This is a genomic window from Francisella sp. AG1, from assembly GCF_057683165.1.
Genome location: NZ_CM173135.1, coordinates 751,594 through 772,190 on the forward strand (window position 1 = coordinate 751,594; position 20,597 = coordinate 772,190).

Below are 20,597 nucleotides of genomic sequence, written 5' to 3' on the forward strand. Positions count from 1 at the left end.
TCTCAGTGTTATAATTGTTATGAGTTTTACTTAGAAGGTGACTGTTTTGGATTTTTGGTTAATTTTAGGTGTTTTTATTGTATTGTCTCTATATCTGATAATAGAGAATATTGTGCATAGTAGCAGTATTAAAAGTGTACCTATTAGAATTCATGTAAATGGTACAAGAGGAAAATCTAGTGTTGCTAGGCTAATAGCAGCAGGGGTTAGGGCTGGTGGCTATACAACAGTGGCTAAAACTACAGGTACTTTAGCTAGATATATTGATGTTGATGGCTCAGAAACACCTGTATTTAGAATTGGATTTAGTAATATTGCTGAGCAGGTTAAGATAATGTTTAAAGCAAAAAGAGCTAAAGCAGATGCAATAGTAATTGAGTGTATGGCTCTTCAACCTCTATTACAATCCTTATGCGAATTAAAATTAATTAAAGCAACTCATGGAGTGCTTACTAATGCTAGACCAGACCATTTAGATGTGATGGGCCCAACTGAGAGAGATGTTGCCAAAGCTCTGGCTGGTACAGTTCCTGTTAAATCAAAATATTTTACAGCTGAAGATGTGCATTTGGATTTTTTTAGATATGTTTGTAAAGATAGAGATAGTGAACTTATTGCAGCCTCTATAGGGGATGCTGAGAAGATCACAGATGAAGAAATTGATAAATTTGTTTATTCAGAATTTAAGATAAATGTTGCATTAGCTCTTAAAGTTACTGATGATTTGGGTATCCCTAGAGAGATTGCACTGAAAGGCATGTGGGAGGCAACTCCAGATCCTGGAGCAATGACAGAGTATAATTTTGATATTCAAAATTCAGAAATGAATTTTGCAAATGCATTTGCTGCTAATGATCCAGTTTCTACAAAAATGTTATGGGATAAGCTTTATGAAAAATACGAAAGTTGTGATAAAAAAGTGCTTGTTGTAAACTGTAGAGCTGATAGAGAGGATAGATCTAAGCAAATAGCCGAAGCAATACTTGGGTGGCAGAAGCCAGATTTAGTTGTGCTTATTGGGACTGGTACAGATGTTTTTGTGTCTTTCTATAAAAAATATGCTAAAGCTAGTAGCTCTGAGCTTTCAAAGATAATTATTTGTGAAGGTATGAAGCCGCAACAAATTTTAGAGAAGATTTATTCCGCTCAGCAGACAAGTTCTTATATGCTTGTCGGAGTTGGTAATATAAAAGATATAGGTATGAGCTTAATTGACTATTGTGATCAAAGTCATAAACAGAAACATGGTTTTTAATTTAAATAATATATAGGAGAGAATATGGATCCATTAACACTCTCGATAGGAATAGGTCTTATAGTTGGACTGATATTTGTATCACTTTTAGGGCTGTCAACAGGTGGTATGGTCGTGCCAGGATACTTTGCTCTAGAGATGGGTGCCCCTGATAGAGTTATAGTTACAATTGCTATTTCAATAGTAATATTTGGTATAGTTAGGTTTATGTCAAAATTTATGATTATTTATGGTAGAAGACGAATTGCTATCACAGTGCTTTTGTCTTTTATACTAGGTACTATGTGTAATAGTTTTTTTTCACAGTATATGGCAGCTAGTTTTTATTCTAATCAGGTTCAAGTTATTGGATATATTATTCCAGGGTTAATAGCTTTATCTATAGATAGACAAGGACTTATCGAAACAGTTGGTTCTTTACTAATAGCTTCCATTATTATACGTTTGCTATTAATAGTTTTAATTGGCCCTCAAATAGTAGGAATATAATATGAAAACGATGTATTGGCACCGTAAATTTTTGTCGCGCTATATAATATTGTTCTTAAGTGCTTTTATGATTATTTCTTTATATATAGTAGAGAAAAATCTAGTTGTTGAGACTAAAGGATATACACAAAAATTAGAGGCGGCAGAATTAACTGATAAAGCTTTTAAGTTTACACAAGAACTTTTTATGTCTAAAGGGTATCTCTGTAAAACAGTTGGTGATGTCACATGTACTGGTTTAATTGGTTTATCAATGACCGAAATTACTACTGATTCAGGTGACTTATATGCAAAAAGATCCTCTGTTAACCCAAATATGTCAGCTATATTTGTCAGTTGGCTTAGTGAACTGGATCTGAATGAGGGTGATACAGTTGCTGTACAAGAAACAGGGTCATATCCTGCTTTAGATATAGCTATGCTTGCTGCTATTAAAACATTAAAGTTAAAGCCTTTAATTATTTTTTCAACAGGTGCCTCACAATTTGGAGCAAATAGACCTAATTTTACATGGCCTGATATTTATCATAACTTAGTAAGTAAAAAGATTTTTGATTTTGATATTTTGGGGTCTACTTTAGGTGGTTCTAGAGATAATGGTTATGGTATGACACCAGGAGCTATTTTGAAGTTAAGTGATGCTATAAAAAGAAATGATTATAAAGTTATAAATATTCCGTATCATAATGCTACAGATACATCTATAGATACGCGGATGGAAATGTACAAAAAGGCTGCTGGTGATAATAAGATTAAAGCTTATATAAATGTAGGAGGTAATATGGCCTCTATAGGGTTGAAACAGCCTAAGATAAAAACTAGTGATAATGGCGATATAGATAGTAAGAATAAAGATTCTAAAAAGCCTAAGTCTAGCGAATCAAAACAACGTATTATTAAATTACCAAGTTTTCCTACCGGAGTAACAAAAGATTTACCTCCGGAATATCAAACAGTCAATTCAGTAGCTGTAAATTTTTTGAAAGAAAATGTTCCTGTAGTTAATGTTAGGGATATTGGAGCTAATATTGTTAAAAGGTATGGGTTGGTATATAATCCATTAACTGTAGCAGCTCCTGGCCAAGGAGCTGTATTTTCTCAAAAACGATACAACACAGTTTTAGCAACAGTTTTATTGATAATTGATATTAGTTTAATAGTGTTTATGGCACTTATTTCAAGAAAGTATTTGGTTTCTTTTAAAACAAAGTAGTAATAAATTGCTTTGATTTCTAATTCAATTTATCATTTAGCTAAGAAATATAAACTTCTAGTAAATAAATATGTTTTGTTACTATACTCTTAATAATTTAATTTCAAAATATCTCCCAGCTGTAGAAAGGTCAAGAATCGCTCAAGCATTTATATTTGGTGCTGATGCACATGAGACTCAGGTGAGGAGTTCTGGTGAGCCTTATTTTACTCATCCAGTAGCTGTTGCTTGCGTGTTAGCTAATTTGAGGATGGATGTGGACACTATTATTGCAGCTTTATTGCATGATGTTGTTGAAGATACTGAGTATACTGCTGACGATATTACTGAACGTTTTGGTGAAAAAGTTGCCCAATTAGTTGAAGGAGTTACAAAACTTACTCAAATCAGACATAAAAATAGAGCTGAGCAGCAAGCTGAAAATTTCCGTAAAATGTTGCTTTCAGTAACTAAGGATGTCCGTGTAATACTTATAAAGCTGGCAGATAGACTTCATAATATGAGAACTTTAGCTCCCCTTAAGCCTGAGAAAAAACGTAGGATATCGAAAGAAACTCTAGATGTATTTGCCCCAATCGCTCATAGGTTGGGGATAAATACATTAAAAGAACAATTAGAGACATTAGCTTTTGAAGGAATGCATCCTTATCGATATCATATTTTAGAGGAAAAAGTTAAAAAAGTTGAAAAAAATAAAGAAAAAGTTTTCTATGAAGTGAAAGATGCATTGGTCGGAAAATTAGGAGAGCTAGTTTCTCCAAATGATATTAAAGCTAGAAAAAAAACCCTTTATAGTATTTATAATAAAATGCGCAAGAAAGGTATATCATTTGATGAAATTATGGATATGTATGCATATAAAATTATTGTTCCTAATAGAATGGATTGTTATGTAGCCCTTGGAAAAGTGCATGAGTTGTATAAACCAATACCACAGAAATTTAAAGATTACATAGCAACGCCTAAGGCTAATGGGTATAGATCAATTCATACTGTAGTTTTAGGGCCATATAATATACCTCTAGAAATACAAATCAAAACTGAAAAAATGAACCGTCAAGCTGAATATGGTATTGCTGCTCATTGGAGTTATAAGATAGGTGAAAAAACTGATAAAGCATTGCAGAGATGGTTAAAAAAAATATCTGATATTAATGTCTATACGGCAAGCTCAGTGGAGTTTTTAGAAAATGTAAAAACTGATATATTTAATAATGATGTTTTTGTGTTTACTCCTCAAGGAGAGATTGTTGAATTACCTATAAATTCTACATGTATTGATTTTGCATACTTTATACATACAGATATAGGTAATAAATGCATCGCAGCAAGGGTTAATAGAAAAAATGTATCATTAAACTATAGGCTTAGACAGGGGGATAATATCGAGATTATTACTTCTGCTATAGCTGACCCAAATCCAGCCTGGTTAAGCTTTGTTGAAACAGGTAGAGCTAAATCTGCAATAAAAGAATTTTTAAAACAACAGTATAAAAATATAGATTATATAAGAGGTAAAGATATTGTTGAGGGAGAGCTTAGATTACGGGGTGTTGAGCTTAGAGAAGTGCCAAGTGAAATAATAGATGGAGCTTTGTTTAACTATGAGGGAATTGATACTATAAATCGTTTTTATTTAGATACTGGTTTAGGTTTAGTCGATCCTAATAATTTTATAGATTTTATTGTTAAATATGTTGATGATGTACGTAATTCTTATAAAAAACCATCTGAATCTAAGCTGCAAATAAGATATGGAGATGATCCTCGTATTTCTGAGTGTTGCCTGCCATTGCCAAATGATGAAATTATGGGCACTTTAAATGAAGATGGAAATATTGAAGTGCATAGAAAAAGTTGTAATAATTTATATGCTAAACTTAAGTGTGAAAACTCTAAACAAATAAAAGCTGACTGGTTTACTAATAGTGATGATGACCCAAGCTTTAAGGCTAGAATTGCAATAACTCTCAAAAACATTTCAGGAGCTATAGCTAAAATAACGGCTACTTTAGCAAGAGAGGGAGTGGATATTCGTAGCTTTGATATGATAGCGTTAGATAATAAAGAAGCTAAACTTGCAGCTGTAGTGGTAGTTAGAAATAGGAGAGAGTTATATTTATTAATTAGAATGATTAGAAAGCTTAATGTATGCAATACTGTTGAGAGAGTTCTTAATTTATAAGTAACATCAGAGAATATATTGTTGTGCTATAATTATTTGTTGAAATTTAAAAATTAGTCCTGGCATTAAAAGCATGAAAAAGAGTCTGTTGATCCAGGTATTCTAGCTCACCACCAAAAGGTATGCCAAAACCAATCCGTGAGATTTTTATATTTTTACCTATCATTTGAGATATAAAATGTGCTGTAGTTTCACCCTCAACAGTAGAGCTTATGGCTAGTATTATTTCATCAACTTTTCGAGATGCTATGATATTTTCTAAAATATCAAGTTTTAGTTCGCTTGGACCAATTCCATCAAGTGGAGAAATTCTGCCGTTTAAGATAAAGTACTTACCCTTAAAAATATCAGCTTCTTCGATAGCTATCATATCTAGCATACTTTCAATAATACATAACTTAGAGTCATTACGGTTAGAGCTGTCACATATATTGCAAATAGTTTCTTCAGTTAAAGCTTGGCAATACTGACATTTTTTTATATTTTGAGTAGCGTCTAAAAGAGAGTTGGCGATAGCGTTTGCAGTTTCAGGAGATTTATCTAATAAGTGCAATGTCAGCCTCTGAGATGACTTTTTTCCAATAGTTGGAAGTTTACGTAATGACTCTATTACGGCAGTAATTTTTGGAGAAAATATTTTATTGTCCATTATTTAAAAGGAAAGTCCATGCCACTAGGTAAATCGATACCAGCATCTTTCGCCATTTTTTGAATATCATTGGAAGAAGATGAATTTTCTTCAACTTTTTTTACTGCACTATTAACAGCTGCGGCAATTAAGTCTTCTAATATTTCTTTATCTTCATTCATTAGTGAATCATCAATATTTACGGATTTAACATCATATTTACCAGTCATAGTTATTTTTACTAGACCAGCTCCAGCTTCTCCAGTAACTTCTAAACTAGATTTTTCTTCTTGAGCTTTTTTCATTTGTTCTTGCATTTTTTGAGCTTGTTGCATCAGCTTTGACATATCAAAGTTCATTTTAAAATCCTTATTTATTATTTATTTTTGTCTAAAATTTCTTTTATACACTCTAATATTTGTTCACTTGAGTTTTTTATCAATGTTTTTTTTGCTATTTTAGATATTTCAGTTATTTTTTCTTTATTAAGCGTGAAAGGCTTAATTATATCTATTAAATTCTCCAAAGTCATCTGTTCTTGTCTTAGACAAAAACCAGCATTATTTCTTACCATATTTTGAGCATTATAAAACTGATGGTCATCAACAGCAGATGGGAGAGGTATGAAAATAGCAGGTTTACCTGCTGCGGCACATTCAGACACTGTAAGAGCACCAGCTCTACAAATAACTATATTTGCCCATTTATAAGCTTCTGCAATGTCAAAAATGAAAGGAGAAATTTCTTTTATATGTTTTGGAGCGATAGATTTATATTTAGATTTAGTTTCTTCAAAAGATAATCGTCCAGTTTGATGCCAAACTTTAATATCTATATTTTGGTTATTTAGTTCAGTAATTAAACTGGGAATAATATCATTTATTGCTTTAGCCCCTTGACTGCCACCCAGTATTAGGATCTTTAGAGGTTGGTTGTTAGGGTAATAATTAATTTGAAAATTACCTAAGGCAACAATATCTTTTCTAATTGGATTGCCGACAATCTTAACTTTATTTAATTGTTTGGAGGTGAAATAATTATTTAAATTTTCTATTTCAAATGCTAAACATATCTTGTTAGCTAATTTAGCAAGTACTCTATTGGTTAAACCAATTTTTGCATTTTGTTCATGTATTATTATAGGTATTTTTTTTTGTACAGCAGCTAAGCATATTGGTCCAGAGACATAACCTCCAAAACCAATTACTAGATCTATATTAAATTTTTTTAATATAGATCTAGCTCTTATAGTACTTATGGCAAGTTTTGCAGGAAAAACTATCTTTTTAATAAGACCTTTACCTCTTATGCCTGATGATTTTATGTATTGTATATTAAAATCTTTAGGAACTATATTTGCTTCCATACTATTTGGGGTACCAACCCATATAATATTAGCTCCATTTTCAGCTAGTAGGTGTGCTACTGCTAATGCTGGGTAAATATGGCCTCCTGTACCTCCTGCTGTAATGATTATATTTTTGTTTTTTAAGTCCATAGGTTTAAATAGCTTGTTTTTTGTTTAACCAAATTAATTTTAAAGGATTTTTATGCTATTATCATCCATTAGCTAAAATAATTAATATATTTTATTTTCGAGGAAAATATGTCAGAAATTAATCAAAAATATTTATATACAACATCAAATGAGTGGGTTGAAGTTAAAAATGATATTGTTAGAGTAGGAATTGATGATTACTCTCAAAATGAATTCGGAGAAATTGTGTATGTTGACTTACCTAAGATAGGTCAAATTTATAATAAAGATGATGAAATTTGTGTGATAGAATCAGTAAAAACCGCTTCTGATATATATTCTCCATTGACTGGGAAAGTTACTAGCATTAATAAAAATTTGGCAGATAATCCAAGCCTTATAAATGAGTCATGCTATAAAAATGGGTGGCTTTTTGAGATGGAAACTACAAATTCTAGTGAAATAGAGAAATTGTTGTCTCCACAAGATTATGAAAGTCATGTGGAATAATTTTATATAAACTAAGGTAGTACTTGAATAAATGTATTTGCTATATAGTAAAATTTTGATTGTAGAAATAATCAATTAGAGGTGATTATTTGATTTTACAGCTTACGCTATCAAGGCTTCCATTAACTAAATATGTGATGCTTGTTTGATTGTTGGTAGGTAGTGGGCACTTAGTATATACTGAATTATCATTATCACTTGCTTGAAGGGTTTTATTCCATGTGGCTATAGTTATTTGGTAATTGACTAGATTGGTTGGACCAATGTTTGATGACCAAGTTCTAGGTATCACAGAATCATCGGCTTTGATTTGATAGTAAGGAGTATTTGATTCTATAGTAATATCTATATTTTTATCTAGGGTTGGAGTGTCTTCAGATGATCCTGAGCTTTTGACTTCAATATCCATAGTTTGTTGCCATGCTTTAGCCCCAGCAATATTGCTTGATATGATAAGTTTATAGCTACCTGAGCTAACATTCTCTATTGATAAGGCTAGATCATAAGTATATGTAGGTAATATTTCTATATCAGACTTTCTATATATCTCTTTGCCTGTGCTATCCTGGAGCACTATAGAAATATTAGCTTTAGCTGAACTGTGTGACATTATTTTAGCATTAATATGAAGTTTACCATCTGTATCTAAAGTATATTCATTATTAAAATCCATCAAATGAAGCATGTTTTTAATATTGTGACTAGCTTGCTGGTAATAGAAACTAATTTGATCATATGGTTTATCTGCTGTTTGATAAATGTATAGAGAATTATCATTTGGTACAACATTATTATTATTATTTTTAACGCCAGCAATTATTTGATTATCTAGTTTTTCTGAGCTAAGTTTATTTATAATGCTTGTTAATTCTATAAAGAAATCATTGGTGCTCATACCTTCAGGAATAGTTAAAAGAGGATAGTCAACCATTTCCTTAGATTTTTCAGCAACCTGAAGGATAATCTTATCTCCTTGTTTAATATCTAAAGGGTTTATAGTAAACTTAGTAGCTTCAACTGAGAATGGATCTGTAGGGTCTAATTGTTCTTCATAATCTCTAATATATTCCCATCCATTGTTTTGTTTTGGAGACTCGCCAGGATTTATATACCATTTATTTTGATAAATTTTATTTTCAAAAATAACTTCGGTACCAGGTGTTGGGTATGAATTATTTATATTATACTTAGGTACGCCAGATTGTTCTGATCCACCTTCATCAGATGTGCCATTAGGCAAGATAACTATACCTGCTGGTTTATCATTAGTGAAATCTAAATCTAATAAGTTATAGAAGCTCATTCTTGTATCTTCTACATCCCATTCTGCCATGATAATTTGATATCCGGAACGTTCTGGCATAGTACAAGTAAATGTTAGGCCATCTTTAGGTGGCTGATTAGGAGCTACCCAAGCAGGCTGAGGATCATAACAATTTAATGGAGTATCTTCAAAATCAGATCTTTGTAAAAGTTTATTCGGATCCCAATTAGGCTTTGTAATATAAAATTTAAAATGTTTTGATTTATGATTTGCAGTGAATAACCATTTTATTTTTAATGGCTCATCAGGTTTTACAACTGTCTTAGCCCATCTGCTTTGTTCTTGTTCATCAAGAGGTTCAAATCCTGAGACACCAGCACTCCCCATATTATTGTCAAGAGTTCCTAAATTAAAAAAATCATCTACTTGTTCAATAGATTGGGGTTCATATTGGGCTCTTGACCCACAGTTTTTATTTGCTCCATTTTTACATAATAGCCCACGAGATGCAGGGTTTTCTACATAACCATGTGAGTATGCTTGAGAGCTTATTAATAATACTAAGCCTGTTAATACAGTGATTTTATTTAGTTTCATGATAAGACTCCTTATCTTTATATATTTTAAATACGGATATTTAAATTTTATTATCAGATCAGCTTTATTTAATATTATCAATTTTGTTTAAAAATTTAAAATAAGTAGCTAAAGTGCTTAATAATAAATTATATGAATGTTTTTATGTTAATTTTAATATTAGAATTAAAGAATTTTAAAATGTAGGTAATATAAAAAGATCTTAGACATAATAATAGTAATCTTTTGATAAAAATAATTGATATCAATAGAAAAATATTTTTTGTAAATAGGTTTTATTTATTGATATAGTTAATCTGATATAGTTAATCTGATAATATTGTGCTAAAGACGTGAGTAATAGCATCAGATAAATTATCAAAAGAATTATTTACTTTTCTTAAAATTCTTTTAAAATTGGCCCAAATTTTTTCTATAGGATTTAAATCAGGAGAATAAGCAGGAAGGTATAGTATCTGTATATCAAACTTCTCTGCTATTTTAGCCAATTTAGGAGACTTATGAAAACTAGCATTATCCATAACAACAGTAGTCTTTGGAATTAACTCAGGACATAAATGCTCTTCAAACCACTGATTAAAAATTTGAGTATCTGTATATCCAGTATACTCTAGCGGTGCTATAATCTTCTTTTCTAAATAGTTATAACCAGCAACTATACTTTTTCTCTGAGTTTGATAAGCAATAACTTCACCATAGCTAGGTTTACCAACAAGAGACCATCCTCTTAGTACAGACTGTTTATTATCCATACCCATTTCATCTAAATATACAAGTTTGTTAGGTTCAATAGTCTCAACAACCTCTATAAAACTTTGCCTATCTTGTTCTTTTCTTTGCTTATATTTAGGTGTCTTTTTTTAAAACTAAAACCAAGTCTGGTAAGACAATCATAAAATGTGCTTCTAGGTATTTCAGGAGCTAATGCTTCTCTAATATCTAAAGCCATTGCATCTGGATATGTTCTTAAGTAGCTTTCTATCGCTTCCTTATCTGTAAAGGTTGCTACTCTACCGCAACCCAAGCCTTGCTTAGATTTATAATCACCAGTTGTCTCGTATAAGTTTATCCAAGATCTAGTAGTACGGATATCTATATTAAAAAAATTACTTAGCTCTTTGTCTGTTAGGCCTTCTTTATATTTAGTTATTACGATACCTCTGAAATCTTGGCTATATGATGACATTTTTTCTAAATATTATAACATTATTGTCAAATAACTATCGGATTAACTATATGTGATTAATAATAATATTTTTATATAAAATTGTTTTATTAGATGTAGGATATATTAATGTAATTTACATATTTATAGCTATATCATATAATGTAGTCCGTATGTAATTATTTTTAATAAAAAGAAAGTATAACTCATGATAAATATTAAATTTCCTGATGGCTCTATGAAAGAGTTTGAGAGTGGGGTTAATGCCTTGCAAGTTGCAAAATCTATATCTTCTAGCTTAGCTAAAGTAACTGTTGGAGTATACATAAACGGTGAATTTAGAGATGCTAAGGATGCTCTTACAAATGATTGTGAGGTTAAGCTTATAACTATAAATGATAATGAAGGGCTTGAAATTTTACGTCATTCTTGTGCCCACCTTTTGGCACATGCTGTAAAAGAATTATATCCAAGTACAGAGGTTACAATTGGTCCCGTTATTGATAATGGTTTTTATTATGATTTTTCTTTTAAAGAAACTATTGGTGAGTCTGATTTACCAAAAATAGAAAAGAAAATGAAAGAGTTAGTAAAAAAAGCTACTCCAGTAACTTATAAGGCTGTTCCTAAGCAAGAGGCAGTAGAGTTTTTCAAAGCTCAGGGTGAGAATTATAAAGTTGAAATAATTGATAATATAGATAGTGAAACAGTAAAAATCTATACACAAGGCAGTTTTAGTGATTTGTGTCGAGGTCCACATATTCCAAGCACATCATTACTTAAGGCTTTTAAGCTTACCAAATTGGCTGGGGCGTACTGGCGAGGTAATTCTGATAATGAGATGTTAACAAGAATATATGGTACTTGTTGGGCAGCTAAAGAAGATTTAGAACAATATTTACATATGCTAGAAGAAGCTGAAAAACGAGATCATCGTAAGATTGGTAAGACGTTAGATTTATTTCATTTTCAAGAAGACTCTCCTGGTATTGCTTTTTGGCATGATAATGGTACAAGGATCTGGCGTGAAGTAGAAGACTATATGCGTGCATCAAATAATAAGTATGGTTGTAAAGAAATTCGTACTCCATTAATAGCTGATTTTTCAATGTGGGAAAAATCAGGTCACGCAGCTAAATATGCGGAGAATATGTTTAAAACAAAGTCTGAGAATAAAGATTTTGCTTTAAGACCTATGAATTGCCCAACTTGTGTACAAGTTTATAATACTAAATTACATAGTTATCGTGATCTTCCTATTCGAATGGCCGAATTTGGAATTGTACATCGTAATGAACCATCAGGATCATTACATGGGCTTCTTCGTGTTAGAAGTTTTACTCAGGATGATGGGCATATATTTTGTACAGCAGGCCAAGTAGAAGAAGAAGTTATTCAAATGGTAAAGCAATGTTTTGAAGTTTATAAAGACTTTGGTTTTGATAATTTTGATGTAAAAATTGCTTTAAGACCAGAGAATCGTATTGGTAGTGATGAAGAATGGGATGAATCTGAGTCAGCTTTGCAAGATGCTCTTAAGAAAAATGGTATTGGATTTTCATTATTACCAGGTGAAGGGGCGTTTTATGGGCCTAAGATAGAATTTCATCTAAAAGATGCTATTGGAAGAAGTTGGCAGTGTGGTACAATCCAGATGGATTTCTCAATGCCAAATCGTCTTGGTGCAACTTATATAGATCATAATGGAGATAAGCAAACACCGGTTATGTTACATAGGGCTATAGTTGGGTCTCTTGAGAGATTTATTGGTATGCTTATTGAGCACCATGCTGGTAATTTCCCACTATGGTTATCACCAGTACAGGTGGTTGTTACAGGAATTAGTAACAATCAAGACGAGTATTGTTCAAAAGTTTACCAGTGCCTTGAAAAAAATGGCATAAGAGCAAATTTAGACTTGAGAAATGAGAAGATTGGGTTTAAAATACGTGAGCATACTCTTTCGCGTGTACCATACTTTGTGATTATTGGTAGAAATGAGGAAGAGCAACAAGTCATATCAGTACGTAAACATAGTGGTGAATCACTTGGGCAAATATCAGTTGAAAATTTCATAGATATGCTAAGTACAGAAATAAAAAGTAAAAGATAGCAATTTCTTTAGGAGGAAAAAAGTTATTAAAGCAGAAAAGAAAGCACTTATAAATGACCAGATAAAGGCAAGAGAAGTGCGTCTAGTAGGTGTTGAGGGAGAGCAAATAGGTGTTGTTTCTCTTAATGAAGCATTAGCATTAGCAGGACAGGCTGATGTTGATTTGGTTGAAATGGTAGCAAATGCTAAACCACCGGTCTGTCGTTTGATGGATTATGGTAAATACTTATTTGAACAAGGTAAGAAAAAAGCACTAGCTAAAAAAAACCAAAAACAGACACAGGTAAAAGAAGTAAAGCTTAGACCTGTGACTGATGTGGGTGACTACCAGGTAAAACTACGCAACCTGATAAAGTTCCTAGAAAAAGGCGATAAAGTAAAAGTCACACTTAGATTTAGAGGTAGAGAAATGTCACACAAAGAGCTTGGTATGCAAATGCTTAAGCGTATGGCAAATGATGCAGCTGAATACGGTGCGGTGGAACACCAACCTAAAATGGAAGGTCGTCAAATGATAATGGTTTTAGGACCAAAGAAAAAATAACAATAACAACAAGCAATATAAATGCGGAGTATTTAAATATGCCAAAGTTAAAAACAAAAAGTGGTGCGGCTAAGCGCTTTAAAAGAACTGGCAAGGGTGGTTTTAAACATCGTTGTGCCAATCGTGCTCATATCAACACTAAGATGACAACTAAGAGAAAGCGTCATTTAAGAGGTATGAATCAAGTAGCAAAAGTTGATACAGCTAGCTTAAATCAACAAATGCCTTATGCATAGATTAAATAATTTTAAAGTGGAGAACTAAACCATGTCAAGAGTAAAAAGAGGCGTAACAGCGCGCGCACGTCATAAAAAGGTTTTAAAACAAGCTAAAGGTTACTATGGTGCTCGTTCAAGAGTCTATAGAGTAGCTAAACAGGCTGTAATTAAAGCAGGTCAATATGCATATAGAGACCGTAAAGTTAAGAAAAGAACATTCAGATCTTTGTGGATTGTTCGTATCAATGCTGCTGCTAGGCAACATGATATTAGCTATAGCCAATTAATAAATGGTTTAAATAAAGCAGGTGTTGAATTGGATAGAAAAGCATTAGCTGAATTGGCTGTATATAACAAAGATGCATTTGCAGCGGTTGTAGAAAAAGCAAAATCTGCTTTAGCTTAGTATAATTCCTATTACCTAAATATTTCTTAAAATTCTAAGTGAAGAATTTACCTCCATTACTTATTAAAAGATTATTATTAATAATCTTTTTAAGTTTTGGGATTCTTATATTTCTAGTTTTAAATGGTTATAAATCATTTAGCTTAGAACAATTAAAGTCAGTTTATATTCAAACTAGTTTCTATGTGAATCAACATTCTATTATTGCTAGTATTATATATTCAATTATTTATATAATTACTGTATTTTTTTCTATACCTATTAAACCATTTTTGAAAATTTTAGCAGGCCTTTTGTTTGGGTTGTGGTTAGGTTTTATTATTTGTATGTTTTCAGCAACAACTGGAGCTATGCTAGTTTTTTTAATTATAAAATATAATTGGGGTGATACATCTGCTAAATCTAAATATAAAATTGTTTCAAAATTTAAGTTTTTAGTAGAGCATCATCCTATTATGATTCTTTTTATATCTAGGTTGTTACCAATACCTTTTTTTGTACCAAATATTTTAGCTGCTATATTGAAGGTTAGAAATAATATATTTTTCTTTACTACTTTATTTGGAATCGTTCCTGTGACATTTATTTATGTTTGGTTTGGAATTCATTTTAAGCAGATGCTTGTAGAAGAAAATATAGTAGGTTTTATTGATGCTAAGTTTATATCTGCTTTAAGTGTTTTAGCTATATTAGCATTAGTTCCTTTATTGATGAGAAAATTAATAAGGTAGTTTTTTTGTTTTATATATAGTTAATCCGATAGTTATTTGACAATAATGTTATAATATTTAGAAAAAATGTCATCATATAGCCAAGATTTCAGAGATATCGTAATAACTAAATATAAAGAAGGCCTAACAGACAAAGAGCTAAGTAATTTTTTTAATATAGATATCCGTACTACTAGATCTTGGATAAACTTATACGAGACAACTGGTGATTATAAATCTAAGCAAGGCTTGGGTTGCGGTAGAGTAGCAACCTTTACAGATAAGGAAGCGATAGAAAGCTACTTAAGAACATATCCAGATGCAATGGCTTTAGATATTAGAGAAGCATTAGCTCCTGAAATACCTAGAAGCACATTTTATGATTGTCTTACCAGACTTGGTTTTAGTTTTAAAAAAAGACACCTAAATATAAGCAAAGAAAAGAACAAGATAGGCAAAGTTTTATAGAGGTTGTTGAGACTATTGAACCTAACAAACTTGTATATTTAGATGAAATGGGTATGGATAATAAACAGTCTGTACTAAGAGGATGGTCTCTTGTTGGTAAACCTAGCTATGGTGAAGTTATTGCTTATCAAACTCAGAGAAAAAGTATAGTTGCTGGTTATAACTATTTAGAAAAGAAGATTATAGCACCGCTAGAGTATACTGGATATACAGATACTCAAATTTTTAATCAGTGGTTTGAAGAGCATTTATGTCCTGAGTTAATTCCAAAGACTACTGTTGTTATGGATAATGCTAGTTTTCATAAGTCTCCTAAATTGGCTAAAATAGCAGAGAAGTTTGATATACAGATACTATACCTTCCTGCTTATTCTCCTGATTTAAATCCTATAGAAAAAATTTGGGCCAATTTTAAAAGAATTTTAAGAAAAGTAAATAATTCTTTTGATAATTTATCTGATGCTATTACTCACGTCTTTAGCACAATATTATCAGATTAACTATAATTTACAGGTTTTTATAGCTGTTCTGTTTATCATTTGAACTATTTTCGTAGGAAAATACACTAGTTTATTTTGTGTTTATATTATATTTCAAAATATCTTTTAGATAGATACTCTAGTTCATCTGTGAATATTGATTTCCTATATTTAGCGAGACAAGCTATATGATACATAAGTAACGATATATTGTAGCTCTTGAAGATATGTTATTTTATATACAATTGACTATAGATAGAGATCTTAAGCTTGAAATTAATGCAAAAATTGAGAGTAATGATAGCTTCTTGATTAAATATTTTGCACTATAAGTTTATAATATAATTGCTATATTTTTTAATAAAACTATAGGTTGAAAAAAGAAGTTAAACTCTATCAATAGTTCCATTAGCTTTAGCCATAATAACTACATCTGCAGGCTTTAAAGCAAATAATCCATTAGTCACCACACCTGTAATTTGATTTAACTTAGTTTCTAAATCTATAGGGTTGTTTATTTTTAGGTTATGTATATCTAAAATAACATTACCATTATCTGTGATTGTTTGTTCTCTATATACAGGTTGGCCACCTAGTTTGACTATCTCACGAGCTACATAGCTTCTAGCCATTGGTATAACCTCTATAGGTAGGGGAAATTCCCCAAGAATATTGACTTTTTTAGATTCATCAATGATACAGATAAATTTTTTAGCAGCAGCAACACAAATTTTTTCTCGTGTAAGAGCAGCGCCGCCGCCTTTGATAAGTTCTTTATGGTTATTACACTCATCAGCACCATCAATATATAAATCAATTTCACCAGCGTAATTAAGGTCAACTACATCAAAACCTAGCGCTTTAAGCTTTTTTGTAGAGTCTTCTGAGCTAGAAACTACTTGTTTTATTTTATCTTTGTAATTTATTAGCTCATCTATCAAAAAAACTACTGTACTGCCTGTACCAACCCCAAGAGTTATTTCAGAATTTATATGTTTAGCTGCTTCAATAGCTGCGAGTTTCTTAAGTTCATTTTGGTTATTTTTTTTATTTAAAAACATTTTAAAACCTTCTATTGTTAAATATTTTACTAAGAACACTTCCCTTGATGATATAGATTATCATACAAGCTAAAGTCGCTATGAATTGCCAGATTATTGACATTGACAAGAAAATGTAGCCAATAACTACATATAAGCATATGAATGGAATAATAATTCTAAGCATTATATTAAATAGTGAAGAAAGTTTTGTTCCTGTGCTCTTTAGTATTTCATAGCTTAGTTTTTGAGCATCATAAACCCATCCAATAATGAATACTTCAAATAAGAATATAAAAATTATTAGTAGGTGTAATCCTAGCATTTTTGAAAAATCAATGTAAGTAATATCGACTGTTATAAAACTAATTGTCATTATGAATGGAATAAGTAAAAGGAGAATTCTTATATGAAGCTTGCTGGTTATTTCAAAGATATATTTTAATGCAGCTATGAAAACAATAAGGTTTAAAGTTATAAAAATAACCTCAAGTAAAAGATAGTATGCAGGAGAATTCTGTTCTAATATTTTAAAAATTGCTGTTATTTGAATTTCATTATCTGGTTGTAGATACATTTTATAATCGCCAAGAATCGTATATATAGTTATACAAATTATCAGGGAAAATATAACGTTGTAGAAAGTGCTTTTCAAAGAGTCAATTTTAAGTTTGTTATAGTCGTTGATTTTTGTGTTTATGATATTTTTATAAAAGGCAATAGATATGAAATTACTAAGTATTGCAAAGACTAAAGCTAAGCCAAGCATACTACGTATTTGTCCAATATTTTGATAATTTAAGCTTAAAAAGAATTCTTTTATACCTATAGTGCATTGTGGTGAATACATTACTATTAACATCAATATGGCAACAAGGTATAGAGAGATGTGAGCTAAGGTCTCTAGAATTTTATTAAGATTTATTTTTTTACTATGTACTAAGATAAATAGTAAAAAAATGGTAATAAATATAGCGCTTAAGATAATATAAACAGGTAGATTACTACTGAATTTTAAGCTACTGTTACTTAATCTATCTATGGCAGGAACATTATCAAAAAAATCTAAAATATAAGATGAGATATTAAGCATTACAAAAGAAATTATTATTATTATAAGTCCTGTAAGTAGAAGACTGATTGGCTTAAGCTTTGAGCTACCTGTAATTTGAGTGACTAGTTTGCTATGGGTGTTTAAATTTGGAAAAGCTTGTTGTAGATATATTGCAACTAGATTCATTGGGTAACATAGTAATATTAAAAAGGCAATATAAGCATAAAAGAACTCGAGGCCATTATATTTAAACACATTTGTAAAAAAACCAAAGCTAAAACAGATAGAAGCTGAAACAAGCCCTGTGACTAAAGGTGTGGATGTTTGTTTAATATTCATTTACTCTCCCTGATTTAATTTCTTGTTGCACAATAATTACCACGAAATGTAATATTTTTTATAATTTTAGTGTTTTTATTGATAGAAACCCATGTTGTACACATAAGTGCTCCAAACTGTACAAATCTGGGGTTTCTATTTGCCATGATTAAGCTATTCATTGGGTTGCCTGCAAAAGCTGGCGTATTTGGGTTTACAGCTTTACTTACATATACATATGTTTCAATATTTGGGTTAGGAGCAACGTAGATTACATTTTGAGGCATACCAAATTCTTTTATATAGGCTTCTATATTTTTACCAATCCATGCTTTTTGTTGGTTTATATAATTTTGTCTAGTGGCACAAGAAAAAAGAAGTAGTGTTAAACAAGCCAATAAAGTTATTTTAAAAATATTTCTTTGCATATATTTAACCTCTATTTTATAAATCCAGTTTTTTTCATATATATAGTTAATAATGATATGGCTGCAGGAGTTACACCAGGTATTCGAGATGCTTCACCTAGCGTGGTAGGTCTTTGTTCAGTTAGCTTTTGTAGAACCTCATTAGATAAACCTTTAACTTGATTATAATTAAAATCATTAGGGATGATTTTTTGCTCAAAACTAGCAGATTTTGCAATATCTTTATTTTGACGTTCTATGTAGCCAGAATATTTTGCAGAAATTTCTATTTGCTCGATTGTATCTGGATCATTTAGTTTAAGGTTTAAATCAGGTATTTGCTGTAGTTTAGAGTAATCTAATTCTGGACGTTTTAGTAAATCATATAAAGTGCTTTCTCGAGTCATTTTTTTTTCTAGAAATTTTTCAAGCTCTCGAGCTTTTTGTGTTTGAGGACCTATCCATGTATTTTTCATTAGCGCTATATTATCATTTATAGCAGTTTTTTTATGGACGTAATGTAGTTGGTCTTCTTTATTTAATAAGCCTAATTCACAAGCTTTATCAGATAGGCGTAGATCAGCATTATCTTCACGCAAAATTAGCCTATACTCAGCACGCGATGTAAACATTCTATATGGTTCTTTCGTACCTTTTGTTATAAGATCATCAATTAGTACGCCCATATAACTATTGGCACGAGTAGGATACCAGAATTTATCACTATCTAGGCTTATTGCGGCATTTACACCAGCAACTAATCCCTGTGCTCCAGCTTCTTCATAACCTGTTGTACCATTTATTTGACCTGCAAAATATAGATTATTTATATATTTTGTTTCAAGAGTTGGTTTTAGATCTCTTGGATCAAAGAAGTCATATTCAATTGCATAGCCTGGGCGCATTATAAATGCTCTTTCAAACCCTTTGATGGAACGGATATAATCACATTGAACCTCAAATGGTAAGCTTGTTGATAGTCCATTAGGATATAATTCAATACTATTTAGGCCTTCTGGCTCAACAAAAATCTGATGTCTATCTTTATCAGCAAATCTGACAACCTTGTCTTCGATAGAAGGACAATAGCGAGGTCCGATTCCTTCTATTAAGCCACTATACATCGCAGACTTATCAAGATTATTTGTTATTATCTGATGAGTTTTAGGATTTGTATATGTAATATGGCAAGGTATTTGTTCTGGGTGATTTACCTTTCCTTTAGAAAAAAATGAAAAATAAGGGGCTGGATTATCGCCATGTTGAACATCCATTACGCTAAAATCAACACTACGTCTATCGATACGTGGAGGAGTACCTGTTTTAAGTCTATCAACCCTGAAGGGCAAAGCTCTTAAGCGTTCGGCAAGCGCATTTGATGGTTGATCACCTGCTCTTCCTCCAGATTGAGAAATTTTACCAATATGTATTTTACCACCCAAAAAAGTACCTACCGTTAGGATTACTTTTTTAGATCTAAATGTTATTCCTGTTTTTGTGATGACTCCACAGACAGAATCTTTTTGAACTATTAAATCATCTACAGAGTCTTGAAAAATTTCTAGATTTTGCTGGTTATTTATTAGAGAATTTATAGCTTTTTTGTATAGTACTCTATCTGCTTGAGCTCTTGTAGCTCTAACAGCTGGTCCTTTACGAGAGTTTAATATTCTAAACTGGATACCTGCCATATCAATGGCTTTTGCCATTATTCCACCCATAGCGTCTATTTCTTTGACAAGATGGCCTTTACCTATGCCTCCAATTGCAGGGTTACATGACATTTGTCCAATAGTGTCTATATTCTGTGTTAAAAGTAGAGTTCTAGCTCCTATACGGGCAGATGCAGCAGCAGCTTCGACACCCGCGTGACCACCGCCAACAACAATAACATCATATGTATCATTATAAATCATAGTTAGAAAATCATTTTATATTATTTTATGCTCTTAAATTTTACTACATTTTATTATAAAAATAACTACATCATTAATATTAATTATCAATGATTTGGCATATAATCTAAAACTATAGGGGGTTATATTTTATATGGTAGG

General features: G+C 31.3%; 20 protein-coding genes. 11 read left to right on the forward strand and 9 right to left on the reverse strand.

Going from position 1 to position 20,597, the window contains the following annotated elements:
- Window positions 1–37: 37 nt before the first annotated feature.
- The 4 genes from pgsB (at window position 38) to ACR0PV_RS03850 (ending at window position 5,142) form a co-directional block, all read left to right on the forward strand.
- Window positions 38–1,255, forward strand: coding sequence for a poly-gamma-glutamate synthase PgsB (gene pgsB, locus ACR0PV_RS03835; protein ID WP_488173655.1), 1,218 nt, complete (start codon window positions 38–40; stop codon window positions 1,253–1,255).
- 24 nt (window positions 1,256–1,279) lie between these two features.
- Window positions 1,280–1,744, forward strand: a complete 465-nt coding sequence (pgsC, locus tag ACR0PV_RS03840) for a poly-gamma-glutamate biosynthesis protein PgsC (protein ID WP_488173656.1) — start codon at window positions 1,280–1,282, stop codon at window positions 1,742–1,744.
- A gap of 1 nt (window position 1,745) precedes the next feature.
- The gene (gene pgsW, locus ACR0PV_RS03845; protein ID WP_488173657.1) at window positions 1,746–2,957 is read left to right on the forward strand and encodes a poly-gamma-glutamate system protein; all 1,212 of its coding nucleotides are present in this window, start codon (window positions 1,746–1,748) and stop codon (window positions 2,955–2,957) included.
- A gap of 70 nt (window positions 2,958–3,027) precedes the next feature.
- The gene (locus ACR0PV_RS03850; RefSeq protein ID WP_488173658.1) at window positions 3,028–5,142 is read left to right on the forward strand and encodes a RelA/SpoT family protein; all 2,115 of its coding nucleotides are present in this window, start codon (window positions 3,028–3,030) and stop codon (window positions 5,140–5,142) included.
- A gap of 46 nt (window positions 5,143–5,188) precedes the next feature.
- Here the strand turns inward: ACR0PV_RS03850 and recR are convergent, their stop codons facing one another.
- Genes recR through murG form a run of 3 tightly spaced genes read right to left on the reverse strand, consistent with a single transcriptional unit; the run spans window position 5,189 to window position 7,268 of the window.
- Window positions 5,189–5,791 carry a recombination mediator RecR gene (gene recR / locus ACR0PV_RS03855; RefSeq protein WP_488173659.1) on the reverse strand — a complete coding sequence of 201 codons (603 nt, stop codon included), beginning with the start codon at window positions 5,789–5,791 and terminating at the stop codon, window positions 5,189–5,191.
- On the reverse strand, window positions 5,791–6,129 hold the full coding sequence (locus ACR0PV_RS03860) for a YbaB/EbfC family nucleoid-associated protein (RefSeq protein ID WP_488173660.1): 339 nt from the start codon (window positions 6,127–6,129) through the stop codon (window positions 5,791–5,793). Before ACR0PV_RS03860 ends, recR begins: the two co-directional genes overlap by 1 nt.
- Before the next feature lie 17 nt (window positions 6,130–6,146).
- Window positions 6,147–7,268, reverse strand: a complete 1,122-nt coding sequence (gene murG, locus ACR0PV_RS03865) for an undecaprenyldiphospho-muramoylpentapeptide beta-N-acetylglucosaminyltransferase (RefSeq protein ID WP_488173661.1) — start codon at window positions 7,266–7,268, stop codon at window positions 6,147–6,149.
- Between the two features lie 108 nt (window positions 7,269–7,376).
- On the opposite strand from murG, the gene gcvH reads away from it, so the two are divergent.
- Entirely contained in the window at window positions 7,377–7,757 is a 381-nt protein-coding gene (gene gcvH, locus ACR0PV_RS03870) for a glycine cleavage system protein GcvH (RefSeq protein WP_488173662.1), read from the forward strand.
- 85 nt (window positions 7,758–7,842) lie between these two features.
- On the opposite strand, the gene ACR0PV_RS03875 is transcribed toward gcvH, so the two are convergent.
- Both ACR0PV_RS03875 and ACR0PV_RS03880 read right to left on the reverse strand, forming a co-directional pair.
- Window positions 7,843–9,618: a lytic polysaccharide monooxygenase gene (locus tag ACR0PV_RS03875; protein ID WP_488173663.1), complete on the reverse strand. Its 1,776-nt coding sequence runs from the start codon at window positions 9,616–9,618 to the stop codon at window positions 7,843–7,845.
- Window positions 9,619–9,923: 305 nt separating this feature from the next.
- Window positions 9,924–10,804 (reverse strand): IS630 family transposase gene (locus ACR0PV_RS03880; protein WP_488173664.1). Its coding sequence is split into 2 segments (ribosomal slippage): window positions 9,924–10,480 and window positions 10,480–10,804, totalling 882 coding nucleotides; the frame shifts between segments, so codons are not numbered across the junction.
- 187 nt (window positions 10,805–10,991) lie between these two features.
- On the opposite strand from ACR0PV_RS03880, the gene thrS reads away from it, so the two are divergent.
- The 6 genes from thrS to ACR0PV_RS03910 all read left to right on the forward strand — a co-directional run bounded on the left by thrS (window position 10,992) and on the right by ACR0PV_RS03910 (window position 15,742).
- Window positions 10,992–12,896 (forward strand): threonine--tRNA ligase, encoded by a 1,905-nt coding sequence (thrS, locus tag ACR0PV_RS03885; protein ID WP_488173665.1) that lies wholly within the window; start codon window positions 10,992–10,994, stop codon window positions 12,894–12,896.
- A gap of 25 nt (window positions 12,897–12,921) precedes the next feature.
- On the forward strand, window positions 12,922–13,440 hold the full coding sequence (gene infC / locus ACR0PV_RS03890; RefSeq protein WP_488173948.1) for a translation initiation factor IF-3: 519 nt from the start codon (window positions 12,922–12,924) through the stop codon (window positions 13,438–13,440).
- Between the two features lie 38 nt (window positions 13,441–13,478).
- Complete coding sequence (rpmI, locus tag ACR0PV_RS03895) at window positions 13,479–13,676, forward strand: 50S ribosomal protein L35 (RefSeq protein WP_488173666.1); 198 nt, start codon at window positions 13,479–13,481, stop codon at window positions 13,674–13,676.
- Window positions 13,677–13,707: 31 nt separating this feature from the next.
- Complete coding sequence (gene rplT / locus ACR0PV_RS03900) at window positions 13,708–14,064, forward strand: 50S ribosomal protein L20 (RefSeq protein WP_488173667.1); 357 nt, start codon at window positions 13,708–13,710, stop codon at window positions 14,062–14,064.
- A 38-nt stretch (window positions 14,065–14,102) separates the two neighbouring features.
- On the forward strand, window positions 14,103–14,795 hold the full coding sequence (locus ACR0PV_RS03905; protein ID WP_488173668.1) for a TVP38/TMEM64 family protein: 693 nt from the start codon (window positions 14,103–14,105) through the stop codon (window positions 14,793–14,795).
- 66 nt (window positions 14,796–14,861) lie between these two features.
- Window positions 14,862–15,742, forward strand: a protein-coding gene (locus ACR0PV_RS03910) for an IS630 family transposase (RefSeq protein ID WP_488172194.1) whose coding sequence is annotated in 2 segments (ribosomal slippage) — window positions 14,862–15,186 and window positions 15,186–15,742 — 882 coding nt in all. Because the reading frame shifts where the segments join, the coding sequence is not laid out codon by codon here.
- Between the two features lie 365 nt (window positions 15,743–16,107).
- On the opposite strand, the gene rpiA is transcribed toward ACR0PV_RS03910, so the two are convergent.
- Genes rpiA through mnmG form a run of 4 tightly spaced genes read right to left on the reverse strand, consistent with a single transcriptional unit; the run spans window position 16,108 to window position 20,456 of the window.
- Complete coding sequence (gene rpiA / locus ACR0PV_RS03915; protein WP_488173669.1) at window positions 16,108–16,782, reverse strand: ribose-5-phosphate isomerase RpiA; 675 nt, start codon at window positions 16,780–16,782, stop codon at window positions 16,108–16,110.
- A gap of 1 nt (window position 16,783) precedes the next feature.
- On the reverse strand, window positions 16,784–18,154 hold the full coding sequence (locus ACR0PV_RS03920; RefSeq protein ID WP_488173670.1) for a hypothetical protein: 1,371 nt from the start codon (window positions 18,152–18,154) through the stop codon (window positions 16,784–16,786).
- Between the two features lie 14 nt (window positions 18,155–18,168).
- Complete coding sequence (locus ACR0PV_RS03925) at window positions 18,169–18,561, reverse strand: hypothetical protein (RefSeq protein ID WP_488173671.1); 393 nt, start codon at window positions 18,559–18,561, stop codon at window positions 18,169–18,171.
- 11 nt (window positions 18,562–18,572) lie between these two features.
- A complete protein-coding gene (gene mnmG / locus ACR0PV_RS03930; protein WP_488173672.1) occupies window positions 18,573–20,456 on the reverse strand; it encodes a tRNA uridine-5-carboxymethylaminomethyl(34) synthesis enzyme MnmG in 1,884 nt (627 codons plus the stop codon).
- Window positions 20,457–20,597: the final 141 nt, after the last annotated feature.